Source organism: Streptomyces chryseus (assembly GCF_014650755.1).
Classification (GTDB): domain Bacteria; phylum Actinomycetota; class Actinomycetes; order Streptomycetales; family Streptomycetaceae; genus Streptomyces; species Streptomyces chryseus.
In genome coordinates this window covers 36,078-47,788 of record NZ_BMVO01000020.1, presented here as the reverse complement: position 1 = coordinate 47,788, position 11,711 = coordinate 36,078, and the positions used below count along the sequence as shown (strand labels likewise).

The window sequence follows — 11,711 nt, the reverse complement described above, 5'->3', positions numbered from 1 at the left end:
CTCAGGTCAGCAGGTCGTCTACTTGTGCTTCCCCATCACGGTACCTGCGGGCAATCTCCGCGCTGCAATCGTCCGCCGTCCGCTGGAGCTGCTGCCGGCGCCGCGAGACCTGCTGCTCGTACCGGACCAGCCGCCCCATCGCCGCGTGCAGTTCCTCGTCGGTACGGGCGGCCAGGTCCGACAGCTCCACGTCGGCCAGCATCTCGGCCGCCAGCAGCCGGAACTCCTCGCTCTGCGGCGTGGACATCGTCACGTGCCGGGCGGAGGAGCGGTGGCGCGAAGGGGCGTCCGCGAGGATCTCCGAGAGGCGTTCGACGACAGGGGACTCCGGCCCCGTACGCCGTGCCAGCTCGGCCCGCAGAATGTCGATCCGCCCGTGCAGCAGACGCCGCACATAGCTGAGGTCCGCCTCGTCGCGCTGCGAGTCACGGCGCAGACCGCGCAGCTCGGGCAGCCGCAGCGCGCCGAGATCGCTTCTCTTCCCGCGCTCGGGCACCGGCAGGCCGCCACCGCCCATGCCGTCGCCGGTCCGCTGCGCGGGTGGTCGCGCCGCGGAGGCGGAAGACGTCATCTGGATCATCGGCATCGGTACGGGCCCGGGCGGCTGCCCGGCGCCAGATGTGCTCATGGGTGTGTTCCGTCCCCTCGACCGGTGCGGGGCGCGCACCGCCTCCGTGCATCGTGCCACTCCTGACGGCGGTGACGCAGGCGCTCTACGCCCGTTCAGCCCCGGATAGATTGGGCCGCATGCGTGCAGTGGTGCAGAGGGTCGACGGCGCGAGCGTCGTCGTGGCCGGACAAACGGTCGGCGAAATCGTGGGCGAGGGACTGTGTGTGCTGGTGGGAGTGACCCACGAGGACACAACGGACAAGGCCGCACAGCTCGCCCGGAAGCTGTGGTCGGTTCGGATCCTTGCGGGTGAGAAGTCCTGCTCCGATGCGAATGCGCCACTTCTGGTCATTTCACAGTTCACCCTCTACGGGGACGCCCGCAAGGGCCGCCGCCCCACCTGGAACGCCGCGGCACCCGGCGAGATCGCCGAACCCCTGGTGGACGAGGTCGTCGCGCAACTGCGCGCGCTGGGCGCGCGGGTGGAGACGGGCCGCTTCGGAGCCCAGATGCGGGTCTCCCTCACGAACGACGGCCCGTTCACGGTCCTGATCGAGGTCTGAGCCGGCGAGAGGCGGAGGACCGGCCCGGGCCGGCCCGGCCGGCCCCTACGGCTCTACGGCTCTACGGCTCTACGACGACTTCCTGCGCCGCCGCCGTGTTCCCCGCCACCAGCTCGGCGTCCACCGGCACATTGCGCTTGACCAGCGCGAGCGCGATCGGCCCCAGCTCGTGGTGGCGGGCCGACGTCGTGACGAACCCGAGCTGGCGGCCCTCCTCGCCTTCCGCCGCCAGCCGCACCGGGGTGCCCGGCCCGGGCAGCAGCACGTCGCTGCCGTCCAGGTGCAGGAAGACGAGCCGCCGCGGCGGCTTCCCCAGGTTCTGGACGCGGGCTACGGTCTCCTGGCCCCGGTAGCAGCCCTTCTGCAGGTGTACGGCGCTGCCGATCCACCCCAGCTCGTGCGGGATGGTGCGGTGGTCGGTCTCGAAGCCGAGGCGCGGCCGGTGCGCCTCGACGCGCAGGGCCTCGTACGCGAGGATCCCGGCCGCCGGGCCGTGCGCCGCGGCGTACGACTCCAGCCCGGCGCGCGGCAGGAAGAGATCACGGCCGTGCGAGGTCTCCCGTACGACCGCGCCCTCGGGCACGTCGGCGATCGAGCCGGCCGGGAGGTGGACGACCGCGATGTCCTCGGTCCGGTCGGCGGTCTCGACCCGGTAGAAGAACTTCATCGACTCCAGGTACGCGAGCAGATCGCCCTGCGTGCCGGGTTCGACGTGCATCCACGTCGTCTCGCCGTCGTCGACCAGGTACATCGCGTGCTCGACGTGACCGTGCGCGGTGAGGATCAGCGCCTCGGTGGCCTGCCCCGCCGGGAGATCGCTGACGTGCTGCGTGAGCAACAGGTGCAGCCAGCTCAGCCGGTCGTCGCCGGTGACGGTGACGACGCCGCGGTGCGAGAGGTCGACGAAACCGGTGCCGTCGGCGAGCGCGCGCTGCTCGCGGAACAGGTCTCCGTAGTGCGCGGCGACGCCTTCGTCGCGCCCTTCGGCGGGGACGGCGCCGGGCAGGGACAACAGGGGGCTCTTCATAGCGGCAAGCCTACGACTCGGTAGTCGAGGCTTCCGCCGAAGTGCCGGCGGGGGCCTCTGCCGCGGCCCGGGCGGCGCACTTCTCACAGCGCCCGAAGATCGCGAAGTGCTTCATGTCCGTCTCGAAGCCGAACGACTCGCGCAGCTTGGCCGTGAAGGCGGCGGCGACCGCGATGTCGGCCTCGATCACATTCGTGCAGTCGCGGCAGACCAGGTGGATGTGGTGGTGGCGGTCCGCCAGGTGGTACGTCGGCGCCCCGTGCCCCAGGTGCGCGTGGCTGACCAGCCCCAGCTCCTCCAAGAGCTCCAGGGTCCGGTACACGGTGGAGATGTTCACGCCGGACGCGGTTTTGCGCACCTGGACGAGGATGTCGTCCGGTGTCGCGTGCTCCAGGGCGTCCACAGCCTCCAGGACGAGCTGGCGCTGGGGGGTCAGCCGGTAGCCGCGCTGCCGCAGGTCGCTTTTCCAGTCGGTGCTCACCACGTGCCCAGTGTAGGCAGCGCGGCGAGCGACCGAAGATGCGTACGGCCTACTTGAAGAAGGCGATGCCGTCGTCGGGCAGGTCCTTGAGGTCCTTCGCCCACTCGCTCGGGTCGACGACCTTCTTCAGGTGCGCCGACATGTACGGACGGAGCTCGACGTCCGGGGTGGCCTTCTCGCCGACCCACATCAGGTCGCTCTTCACGTAGCCGTAGAGACGCTTGCCACCGGTGTACGGCCCCGAGGCGGCGGTCCGCGCCACCGCGTCCGTGACCAGGTCGATCTGCGGCTTCTGGTCGGCCAGCTCGCCGTACCAGACCTCGACGACGCCCTGGTCGCGGATCATGACGACCTCGACCTTGCGGTTCTTGTCGACGCGCCAGTAGCCGGACTCGCTCTCCAGCGGCCGGACCTTCTTGCCCTCGCTGTCGAGCACCCAGGTGTGCGAGACGTACTCGAGGAAGTCCCGGCCGTCGTGGGTGAAGGTGACTTCCTGGCCGAAGTTGGCCTTCTCGTCACCAGGGAAGTCGAAGACGCCCGCACCCTCCCAGTTACCGAGGAGGAAGACGAGGGGGACAAGGTCCGGGTGGAGGTCGGACGGGATCTCGATCATGAGCTGCTCAGGCGATCTGTGAGGGGAGGGGTGGGGTTAGCGCTGACCCTGGTAGAGCTTCTTCACGGTCAGACCGGCGAAGGCGAGAACACCGACGCAGACCAGAACCAGCAGGGCCTCGAAGAAAATCGTCAGCACGGGGTTGCTCCTTGCATGAGCGGTGGGCAGTACGGGGGCCGGGCCCCAGCTTAGTCGGCGGGACCCGGCCCGGCCGTCCGGGGGCTTCAGCCGAGCAGCTGGTTCTGGAGGATCACCGACTGGTGGAAGGGCACACCGGGGGCGCCGCCCTTCCTGGAGTGCGTGAGCAGCGCGACCGTGTCGCCGGCCTGGACGTACCCGAGCCGGGTCTGCTCGCCGTCGTACGGCTTCTCCTCGGCGAAGAGGTACGCCATGGTGTTCTCGACCAGGCCCGAGCTCGCCCAGTCGGGGTCGAGCTCCAGGGTGGGCGACCCGGCGAGCGGAACGCCGCTGTCGGCACCGACGACGAGCACATGGTCCTTGAAGCGCTCGGCGATGCCGACGGAATTGAACCGGAGAAGGTAGACCCGTGAGCTGGTGCCGTCCGGCATGGTCCAGCCGCGCGCGGCGACATGGCGTACCGCGTAGTCCGCCAGCGCGAGCCGCACCTCGCGGCGCTTGTCCTTCTCGTACACCTCCGCGAACCGCTCGGGCGTCACCCAGCCGCCGTCGAGTTCCTTGTCCTGCGTGGCGCCGGCCGGGAGAGGCAGCAGCAGCTCGCGCGGGTCGGCGTGGTGGATCTCTCCCCGGTTGCCGTCGTTGTAGGGGCGCGGGGAGCCGGCCGGCAGAGCGGGCAAGGAAAGCGCCGGGTAGTCCCAGCGGCCGTCGCTCCGTGTCGTCAGACCGGGCACGTCCGTACGTTCCATCGACGCGACACCGAAGGCGGTGCCGGTCCCGATGCCGCCGCACACGATCACGGCGGCGGCCCACCGGGCGACGGCCCGAAGCGCCTTCCGCCGTGGCTTGGGTACGCCGGGGACATCGGCGGCCTGCTGGGCGGGGGGCGCCTCGTCCGTGACCGCGGACGGCGTGAGCTGCTCGGTCATATGTACTCCCCCGGGGACACGACGTGGTCGAGCTGGTCCTTGACCAGCCTGGTGACGTCGGACTTCGAGAACGGTTTGGTGCCGGACGCGGTGATGTTGACCATCAGCTCGCGGTCGTATGCCATGCAGAACATCCCGTCGAGCTCCGGCTTCTTCGCGGCGCCGGACCCGACGGTGGGCGCGGCCATGACGCAGGACGCCTTCTTGTGTCCCTCGACCTTCGGGCCCTTGGGCACGCCCAGGAAGCGGAGCAGCTCCATCCGGAACTTGTGCAGCTCGTAGACCTGCTTCCTGTCTTTGATCCGGACGATCTGGGTCTGGATGACGAGATCACCGGCGTTCGAGGTGTACGACCGCACGGCGATGCCCCGCACGCCCAGCTTGTCGACTTCCCGCTCGTACTCCCGGCGCTTCTTCCCGTAGATCCCGCGCCCCTGCTCCTTGAGAAGAGCGACCGCCTGTGCGCTGCTGAGCTCACTGTCGTTGCCGTACGAACCGATGTCGGGGCCGAGGCGATACGTCTCAGGGACGGGCAGCAGGAGCTTGCTGAGCTCGGTCGAGTCCTTGCCCCTGGCGACGTTGCCCGCCGGATCCTTCGCGGGCTTGCCACTGGGCTCCTTCCACACCGTGGTGGGAGCGGTCACGTCGGCGGAGCCGACGGTGTTGGCGGTGTACGCCGCTCCGCCGACGAGGGCGCCCACGACCAGTACGGCGGGCAGCACCGTGCCGACCAGCCGACGCGTCACGTTCTTGTTCAGAGGCGTCTTGTTCACAGGCGCTCCAGCTGCCGCTCGGCCAGCACGCGGATGTCGCGCTCGCTGATCCGCTTGGTGTCAAAGATGTCGATGTCCACCATGACGTCCCCGCGATGGAAGAGTGCGCGGGCGCGGTACTGGGGCAGGTAGCCGGCCGTGTTCTTGACCGGGTAGAGCCAGTAGCGGCCGTTACCGCTGCCCTTGAGGGCGTCGCCGGCGTTGCCCGCCCCGTCCTCGCTCCCGTCCATGTAGCCCTGCTGGCCCTCGGCATGCTCGGCGGCCCCGTGCACGGGTCCGGGGTGGTACTGGACGAGCCGGACGTACACCTCCCGGTGTGCCGAGGGCTCCCAGGCGACCGCCGCCATCCGGCGGAAGTCCGCGTCCGCGAGGTCGCCGAACATGTAGTCCGGACTCTCGAACTCGAGGGCGTACGAGGCGATGTCCTTCCAGCCGTCCTTCAGGCCGGACGCGTCCGCGTCAGGCGCCCCGGCGGGCTTCGGCACGAGCAGCTTGCGCAGGTCGCCGTCCGTCCTGACCCGGTGGTCGTCCTTGGCGGACAACGGCTCCGGCTCCTTGCCCCCGGGCAGGGACTTGGCGGGGTACGCCAGGTTCTCCTGCGCCAGCGCGGGCAGCGGCGTGGGCGGTCGGTCGGCCTGGACGGTGTAGCCCGCGGCCAGCCCGCCGACGATTCCCAGCGCCGCTGCGGCAGTGATGATCAGGGGCGTACGGGCGCGCGACCGGACAGCCGGCGGTTCCTGTCGTTCCCGGTCCTGCTGATCAGGAACGTCTTCCTGAGCTTCCAAAGGGGCCCCCACGAGACCTGAAGCGCAGGTTCCATTACCTGCGGCGTCCTACAGACCCGCGAGGGGCGGCGGCGGTTGTACGGCGGCGGATTACAGTTCGGACATGGCGAAGAAGCTCGTGATCAAGGTGACCGCGGGGGCCGACGCCCCCGAGCGGTGCTCGCAGGCGTTCACTGTGGCGGCCGTGGCCGTGGCCAGCGGGGTGGAGGTCTCGCTCTGGCTGACCGGCGAGTCCGCGTGGTTCGCGCTGCCCGGCCGCGCGGCCGAGTTCGAGCTGCCGCACGCGGCGCCGCTGCCGGACCTGATCGAGTCGATCACGGCGGCGGGGCGGATCACGCTGTGCACGCAGTGCGCGGCCCGGCGCGAGATCACCGAGAAGGACGTGATCGAGGGCGTGCGGATCGCGGGCGCCCAGGTCTTCGTGAGCGAGATCATGGCGGACGACGTACAGGCCCTCGTCTACTGACCGGCCCGGCCGCTACTGCCCCGGCTGCCGGGGGCGCTTCTTGCCGTCCAGCTCGTCCCACCATGCGTCGGACCCGGGGTCCCCGGACGGATCGTCCCACCAGCGGTCGTCCGGGCCCCGCCGGTTGGCGACCATCGCCGCGACCGGCGGAATGACCATCGCGACGAAGCACATCGCGACCGCCGCCGGCACCGACCACAGCCGCACGAAGGCCCAGGCGGAGACGAAGAGGAAGACGCATCCGCCCATCAGCAGGAAATAAGCGTGCCGCCGCCGTGCGTACATACCTCCACCGTACGACCGGAGGGCCGCACCCCGTCCAGTGGCGTCCAACCCCTGGGGTGCGGCCCTCCGGCCAGTAGAAAGCGTCGTCAGACGGCGATCGCGACCTCCGCGAGGCCACCCGTCTGCGCGACGACCGTACGGTCCGCCGTGCCGCCGGGGACGAGCGCGCGCACGGTCCACGTGCCCTCGGCCGCGTAGAAGCGGAACTGGCCCGTGGCCGAGGTCGGGACCTCGGCGGTGAACTCGCCGGTCGAGTCCAGGAGGCGGACGTAGCCGGTGACGGGCTCGCCGTCGCGGGTCACGCTGCCCTGGATGGTGGTCTCACCGGGCTTGATCGTCGAGGCGTCGGGGCCGCCGGCCTTTGCTCCACACATGTTGAATCCGTCCTTCAAGTCGCGGTCGAGAGGGGTTACTTGTTGGCGCCGAGCTCGATCGGCACGCCGACCAGCGAGCCGTACTCGGTCCACGAGCCGTCGTAGTTCTTGACGTTGTCGACACCGAGCAGCTCGTGCAGCACGAACCAGGTGAGCGCCGAGCGCTCACCGATGCGGCAGTACGCGATGGTGTCCTTCGCCAGGTCGACCTGCTCGGCCTCGTACAGGGCCTTGAGCTCTTCGTCGGACTTGAAGGTGCCGTCGTCGTTGGCGTTCTTCGACCACGGGATGTTGCGGGCGGACGGGACGTGGCCCGGGCGCTGCGACTGCTCCTGCGGGAGGTGGGCCGGGGCGAGCAGCTTGCCGCTGAACTCGTCGGGGGAGCGCACGTCGACGAGGTTCTGGTTGTTGATCGCGGAGACGACGTCGTCGCGGAAGGCGCGGATCGAGGTGTCCTGCGGCTGGGCCTTGTACTGCGTGGCCGGGCGCTGGGGGACCTCGGCGACCAGGTCGCGCGAGTCGAGCTCCCACTTCTTGCGGCCGCCGTCGAGGAGGCGGACGTCCTGGTGGCCGTAGAGCTTGAAGTACCAGAAGGCGTACGAGGCGAACCAGTTGTTGTTGCCGCCGTAGAGGACGACCGTCGTGTCGTTCGCGATGCCCTTCTCGGACAGGAGCTTCTCGAAGCCGGCCTGGTCGACGAAGTCGCGGCGGACCGGGTCCTGGAGGTCCTTGGTCCAGTCGATGCGGATCGCGTTGCGGATGTGGTTCTTCTCGTACGCCGAGGTGTCCTCGTCGACCTCGACGATCGCGACCTTCGGGTCCTCGATGTGGGCCTCGACCCAGTCTGCGTCGACCAGTACGTCGCTGCGGCTCATGCTGTTCTCCTCCGGGGCAGTGTGCGGCGGTTATGCGCGAGGGGCTGTGCGGGGGTGCCGGCACGCGAAGGCGCGACGGTGTACGACCGCACGGGTGGGTGGCCCCGACGTCGACTGCACCAGATCGGTCGGTCGGTCGGAGGGCCGGGAAGGCGGGTGCCGGACTGTTCCGGTCAGAACCCGCTCAGGCAGTACGACAGAGCATGGCGGCGACGCGGCACAGGTCTACTGCCCGCCGCTTCGTGAGGTCCGCCTGTCGCTGCTGCATGGGACCGATCGTAGGGAGGTCACGACCGGCGTGTCACCGGCGTGTCGGATGCTGAGACACGATCGTCCGCGATGCGGGACGAGCAGTGCGCCGCGCACCGCCGTTCCGGGTCCCCGCCCGGTCCGCGTCCGCCCGCTTCCTGAGGGGCGGACGCTGCCGTCTCACTATCCGGCGAGCCCCACGTTCGTGCCGGTCACGGAGATCTCCAGACCGTCCTTCGTCGGCTCGGCCTTCTCCAGCTTCAGGCCCTCGGGCAGTCCGCTGATCCGCCGGTCGAAGTCCGTCTTCTCCCGGATCTGCTCCTCGATGCCGGGCAGCCCCTCGCCCGGCACCTCGTCCGCCCGCACCCGGATCGTGCTGCCGTCGACCACGCTCACGCTGGACAGCACGCTGCGGGTGATCTTGCGGCCGAGGAGCTCCACCGAGCCGGTGACCTTCACCTTGCCGTCACCGCCGTAGGAGACCGGGAAGTCGCTCTCGGAGGCCGCGGACAGGTCCTCGTACGAGATGCGCGCCGTGCCGGTGGCGCGGTCAGCCGTCGCGTCGGAGAAGCCGCTGAAGCTGCCGGTCACCCGCACGTCGTGCAGTTCGGCGGTCAGTTCGCTGATCCGGACCGTGCGGCCCTGCGCGCTCGCCTCGACGCCCTCGACGCCGACGTCGACCTGGTCGAGGTGCTTGGAGGCGACCTGCGTCAGGAAGGGGAAGCCCTTGATCGACACGTCGACGGCGCCGGTCAGGCCCTGCCGGCTCTGGATCCGCTTCGCGACCTCGGACTCGGCGTAGTTGAGCGCGAGCCGGTCCACGATGACGAACACGCCGCCGAGGATCACGGCGACGACCAGCAGTATTCGCAGTGCACGCATGGCTTGAAGGTCCCCCACAACTGATCGGTTCCGTCGCACTCGCCCGAGCCCCCCTCGGCGATCACGAGCCTACTGCCAGGTAATCACAGGCGTCAGGCGATGGCCCTGCCGATCAGGTAGACGGCGGGCGCGGCGGCGGTCAGCGGCAGCGCCACTCCGGCCGTCATGTGGACGAACCGGGACGGGTAGTCGTAGCTGGCCACGCGCAGGCCCACCAGCGCGCACACCCCGGCCGCGAGGCCCAGCAGCGCGCCCTCGGAGCCCACGTCGGTCACCCTGCCGGCCGCGATCCCCGCGCCGACGGCCGCGAGCAGCGCGACGACCACGGAGGCGACGCCGGACAGCGGCAGCGCGCGGGCCAGGACGGTGACGGCGACGGCCACGGCGCCGACGGTCACGGCCTCGGGCACGGCGGCCAGGTGGCCCGCGGCGACGACGGCGAGGGCGGCCGAGGTGACGGTGGCCGTCAGGCCGTACATCCGCTCGTCGGCGGAGGCGCGGTTGCGCAGCTGCAGCACGAGCGTGAGCAGCACCCAGACGCCGAGCGTGCCGATGATCGCGGCGGGCGCGTGCTCCGCGTCGACGGCGAGCAGCGCGATGTCCGCGGTGACGCCGCCGAGGAAGGCGAGCGCGATGCCCTGGCGGGCGGGCCACATGCCGTTGAGCCGGAACCAGCCGGCGGCCGTGACGGCCTGGAGCAGCACGAGCGGGACGACGAGCGCGTACGGGCCGACGGCGGCGGCGCCGGCCAGCAGCAGCGCGAGCACGGCGGTCAGCGCGGCCGGCTGCATCCCGGGCGCGATGATCGGCGACCGGCCCTCGGCGCGGGCGCGCTGGGCGTCGGTGACGCGCGCGTTGCCGCCGGTCGTGGGCGAGGTGTAGGTACCGGAGCCGGTGGCGGGGGCCGCCGGAGCGGGCGGGCGGCCCGCCGCCGGCCCGTACGCCTGCGGGGCGGGTTCGTACGCGGCCGGGGCCGGCTCGTACGCCGCCTGCGGCTCGTACGCCGCCTGCGGCTCGTACGCCGCCGGAGCGCCCTGGTACGGGTCGTACGACGCCTGCGCCTCCGGCGCCGGCGCGTATCCGCCGTCGCCCGTCGGGAGGTACGCCGTGTCGGCCGCGGCCGGGGCGGGCTCCTGCGGCCGGTACGGCTGCTGCACCGGCTGGAACTGGGTGTCCCAGGTCTGCCCCTCCCAGGTCTGGGTGGGGGGCTCCTGCGCGGCCGGCTCCGGCCGGCTCCCGTGCGGGTCGTGTCCGTCGTACGACGGGTAGGGCTGCTGGTTGCTCATGGTCTGGGGGTCATCCTCCTGCGAACGGCGGGAGCACCTCGACCGTGCCGCCCTCGGCCAGCCGTACGGTCTCATGACCGCGGGTCCCGACGGGGTCGCCGTCGATCAGGAACGAACACCGCTGGAGTACGCGCGTCAGCTCCCCGGGGTGCCGCTCGCGCACCGCGTCGAGGGCCTCGGCGAGCGTCCCGGCCGTGTACGGCTCCTCTGCGGTGCCGGCGGCGGCCTTGGCCGCCGCCCAGAAGCGGATGGTGCCCACTGCCATAGCGGCGCTCCTTTCGTCGGCTTCCATGATGGGCTATGCCGCCGTGAGCCAGGCGCCGATGCGGGTGAGGAGTGTCTCCTCGGCCGCGTTCTCGGCATGGCCCATGCCGGGGACGATCCACAGTTCGCTCCGCCCGGCCGCCGCGGCGAGCGCACGCGGATGGTCCAGGGGGAAGTACGGGTCGCGGTCGCCGTGCACCACGAGCAGCGGTGTGGGGCCCAGCCGCGCCGCCGCCTCGACCGGTGAGAGCGGCACCGGGTCCCAGTCCCGGTCGTGGATCCGGGTCCGCAGGCCGAGGCGCCCGACGAGCCGCCCGGCGGGCCGGGTGACCACCCAGTGCAGCCGCCGCATCGGCGCCGTGCCCCGGTAGTACCAGCGGGCCGGGGCGCTCACCGCGACGACGGCGTCGGCGGCGGCCGACACCCGCTCGGCGGAGCGTGCGGGGTGGTGATCGGGGTCACGTACGGCGCTCTCGGGCATGCGGCCCGCCGGGCGCGCTTCCGTGCGCCCCTCGTGCCGGTAGCCGTCGGCCGGGCCGCCGTCCGCGGCCCCGTCCCGGTAGAGGGCCGCGTGCCGGACGACGACCGAGCCGCCCATCGAGAAGCCCACGGTCACCACCCGCTCGTGCCCCAGCGAGCGGGCCCAGCGGACCGCCGCCGCCACGTCGAGGACCTCGCGGTCGCCGACCGTGGAGCGCCCTCCGGAGCCGCCGTGGCCGCGGAAGGAGAAGGTGACGACGGCGCCGTAACGGCTGAACACCCGCGCTGCCCGCCGCACCGCCGGCCGGCCCACCGACCCCGTGAAACCGTGCGCCACGACGATCGCCGGACCGGCCCCGCCGCCCGGCCCCGGCTCGTACAGCGCCTCGATCCGGACGCCGTCCCCGGCCCGCAGAACCGCCCGCCGGCCCGCCCCGGAAACGCCCCCGGCGGCGGCCCGCGGTGCCTGCCCTGATCCCGTGCGCCGGGGCCCGCGCGTGATCAAGGGAACAACCACTCTGTGGACAGGACCCTCCGGTACGGAACTCATGTGGGCTATTCTGCTGGGCACAGGACCTGGGCAACGTTGCCCCCGGGTCCTTTTGTGTTTTCTGTCCGTTGTTACGGACAGATG

At 71.4% G+C, this 11,711-nt stretch carries 17 protein-coding genes; 2 read left to right on the top strand and 15 right to left on the bottom strand.

What is annotated here, in order from left to right:
• Position 1: 1 nt before the first annotated feature.
• Positions 2-628, bottom strand: coding sequence for an RsiG family protein (locus IE185_RS24720; protein WP_189716036.1), 627 nt, complete (start codon positions 626-628; stop codon positions 2-4).
• Positions 629-747: 119 nt separating this feature from the next.
• Between IE185_RS24720 and dtd the strand changes: the two genes are divergently transcribed.
• A complete protein-coding gene (gene dtd, locus IE185_RS24715) occupies positions 748-1,173 on the top strand; it encodes a D-aminoacyl-tRNA deacylase (RefSeq protein WP_138896415.1) in 426 nt (141 codons plus the stop codon).
• Between the two features lie 61 nt (positions 1,174-1,234).
• Here the strand turns inward: dtd and ygfZ are convergent, their stop codons facing one another.
• The 6 genes from ygfZ to IE185_RS24685 form a co-directional block, all read right to left on the bottom strand.
• Positions 1,235-2,200 carry a CAF17-like 4Fe-4S cluster assembly/insertion protein YgfZ gene (gene ygfZ / locus IE185_RS24710; protein ID WP_138896414.1) on the bottom strand — a complete coding sequence of 322 codons (966 nt, stop codon included), beginning with the start codon at positions 2,198-2,200 and terminating at the stop codon, positions 1,235-1,237.
• Positions 2,201-2,210: 10 nt separating this feature from the next.
• Positions 2,211-2,684, bottom strand: coding sequence for a Fur family transcriptional regulator (locus tag IE185_RS24705; RefSeq protein ID WP_138896413.1), 474 nt, complete (start codon positions 2,682-2,684; stop codon positions 2,211-2,213).
• A gap of 46 nt (positions 2,685-2,730) precedes the next feature.
• Complete coding sequence (locus IE185_RS24700) at positions 2,731-3,294, bottom strand: heme-binding beta-barrel domain-containing protein (protein ID WP_138896412.1); 564 nt, start codon at positions 3,292-3,294, stop codon at positions 2,731-2,733.
• 224 nt (positions 3,295-3,518) lie between these two features.
• Positions 3,519-4,358 (bottom strand): hypothetical protein, encoded by an 840-nt coding sequence (locus IE185_RS24695; protein ID WP_138896411.1) that lies wholly within the window; start codon positions 4,356-4,358, stop codon positions 3,519-3,521.
• Positions 4,355-5,131, bottom strand: coding sequence for a hypothetical protein (locus tag IE185_RS24690; protein WP_229843678.1), 777 nt, complete (start codon positions 5,129-5,131; stop codon positions 4,355-4,357). The genes IE185_RS24695 and IE185_RS24690 overlap by 4 nt, the downstream gene beginning before the upstream one ends.
• Positions 5,128-5,916 carry a hypothetical protein gene (locus tag IE185_RS24685; RefSeq protein ID WP_229843677.1) on the bottom strand — a complete coding sequence of 263 codons (789 nt, stop codon included), beginning with the start codon at positions 5,914-5,916 and terminating at the stop codon, positions 5,128-5,130. Before IE185_RS24685 ends, IE185_RS24690 begins: the two co-directional genes overlap by 4 nt.
• Before the next feature lie 103 nt (positions 5,917-6,019).
• On the opposite strand from IE185_RS24685, the gene IE185_RS24680 reads away from it, so the two are divergent.
• The gene (locus IE185_RS24680) at positions 6,020-6,382 is read left to right on the top strand and encodes a DsrE family protein (protein WP_138896410.1); all 363 of its coding nucleotides are present in this window, start codon (positions 6,020-6,022) and stop codon (positions 6,380-6,382) included.
• Positions 6,383-6,394: 12 nt separating this feature from the next.
• Here the strand turns inward: IE185_RS24680 and IE185_RS24675 are convergent, their stop codons facing one another.
• From IE185_RS24675 to IE185_RS24645, 8 genes are all read right to left on the bottom strand, one after another.
• Positions 6,395-6,667, bottom strand: coding sequence for a DUF3099 domain-containing protein (locus IE185_RS24675; RefSeq protein ID WP_138896409.1), 273 nt, complete (start codon positions 6,665-6,667; stop codon positions 6,395-6,397).
• Between the two features lie 86 nt (positions 6,668-6,753).
• Positions 6,754-7,041, bottom strand: coding sequence for a DUF1416 domain-containing protein (locus tag IE185_RS24670; RefSeq protein ID WP_018101653.1), 288 nt, complete (start codon positions 7,039-7,041; stop codon positions 6,754-6,756).
• Between the two features lie 35 nt (positions 7,042-7,076).
• A complete protein-coding gene (locus tag IE185_RS24665; protein WP_138896408.1) occupies positions 7,077-7,916 on the bottom strand; it encodes a sulfurtransferase in 840 nt (279 codons plus the stop codon).
• A 184-nt stretch (positions 7,917-8,100) separates the two neighbouring features.
• Positions 8,101-8,184, bottom strand: a complete 84-nt coding sequence (locus IE185_RS34040; protein ID WP_355254274.1) for a putative leader peptide — start codon at positions 8,182-8,184, stop codon at positions 8,101-8,103.
• 164 nt (positions 8,185-8,348) lie between these two features.
• Complete coding sequence (locus IE185_RS24660) at positions 8,349-9,047, bottom strand: LmeA family phospholipid-binding protein (protein ID WP_138896407.1); 699 nt, start codon at positions 9,045-9,047, stop codon at positions 8,349-8,351.
• A gap of 92 nt (positions 9,048-9,139) precedes the next feature.
• Complete coding sequence (locus IE185_RS24655; protein ID WP_444545114.1) at positions 9,140-10,408, bottom strand: hypothetical protein; 1,269 nt, start codon at positions 10,406-10,408, stop codon at positions 9,140-9,142.
• The gene (locus tag IE185_RS24650; RefSeq protein WP_069928149.1) at positions 10,344-10,598 is read right to left on the bottom strand and encodes a MoaD/ThiS family protein; all 255 of its coding nucleotides are present in this window, start codon (positions 10,596-10,598) and stop codon (positions 10,344-10,346) included. The genes IE185_RS24655 and IE185_RS24650 overlap by 65 nt, the downstream gene beginning before the upstream one ends.
• Before the next feature lie 33 nt (positions 10,599-10,631).
• Complete coding sequence (locus IE185_RS24645; RefSeq protein ID WP_189716032.1) at positions 10,632-11,627, bottom strand: alpha/beta hydrolase family protein; 996 nt, start codon at positions 11,625-11,627, stop codon at positions 10,632-10,634.
• Positions 11,628-11,711 lie beyond the last annotated feature (84 nt).

What these genes read in the sequence shown, in the direction of transcription:
- IE185_RS34040 (WP_355254274.1), bottom strand. Translation starts at nt 8,184, where the DNA reads ATGCAGCAGCGACAGGCGGACCTCACGAAGCGGCGGGCAGTAGACCTG.
- IE185_RS24695 (WP_138896411.1), bottom strand. Translation starts at nt 4,358, where the DNA reads ATGACCGAGCAGCTCACGCCGTCCGCGGTCACGGACGAGGCGCCCCCC.
- IE185_RS24660 (WP_138896407.1), bottom strand. Translation starts at nt 9,047, where the DNA reads ATGCGTGCACTGCGAATACTGCTGGTCGTCGCCGTGATCCTCGGCGGC.
- IE185_RS24655 (WP_444545114.1), bottom strand. Translation starts at nt 10,408, where the DNA reads ATGAGACCGTACGGCTGGCCGAGGGCGGCACGGTCGAGGTGCTCCCGC.
- IE185_RS24670 (WP_018101653.1), bottom strand. Translation starts at nt 7,041, where the DNA reads ATGTGTGGAGCAAAGGCCGGCGGCCCCGACGCCTCGACGATCAAGCCC.
- IE185_RS24675 (WP_138896409.1), bottom strand. Translation starts at nt 6,667, where the DNA reads ATGTACGCACGGCGGCGGCACGCTTATTTCCTGCTGATGGGCGGATGC.
- IE185_RS24650 (WP_069928149.1), bottom strand. Translation starts at nt 10,598, where the DNA reads ATGGCAGTGGGCACCATCCGCTTCTGGGCGGCGGCCAAGGCCGCCGCC.
- IE185_RS24665 (WP_138896408.1), bottom strand. Translation starts at nt 7,916, where the DNA reads ATGAGCCGCAGCGACGTACTGGTCGACGCAGACTGGGTCGAGGCCCAC.
- IE185_RS24680 (WP_138896410.1), top strand. Translation starts at nt 6,020, where the DNA reads ATGGCGAAGAAGCTCGTGATCAAGGTGACCGCGGGGGCCGACGCCCCC.
- IE185_RS24645 (WP_189716032.1), bottom strand. Translation starts at nt 11,627, where the DNA reads ATGAGTTCCGTACCGGAGGGTCCTGTCCACAGAGTGGTTGTTCCCTTG.
- IE185_RS24700 (WP_138896412.1), bottom strand. Translation starts at nt 3,294, where the DNA reads ATGATCGAGATCCCGTCCGACCTCCACCCGGACCTTGTCCCCCTCGTC.
- dtd (WP_138896415.1), top strand. Translation starts at nt 748, where the DNA reads ATGCGTGCAGTGGTGCAGAGGGTCGACGGCGCGAGCGTCGTCGTGGCC.
- IE185_RS24720 (WP_189716036.1), bottom strand. Translation starts at nt 628, where the DNA reads ATGAGCACATCTGGCGCCGGGCAGCCGCCCGGGCCCGTACCGATGCCG.
- ygfZ (WP_138896414.1), bottom strand. Translation starts at nt 2,200, where the DNA reads ATGAAGAGCCCCCTGTTGTCCCTGCCCGGCGCCGTCCCCGCCGAAGGG.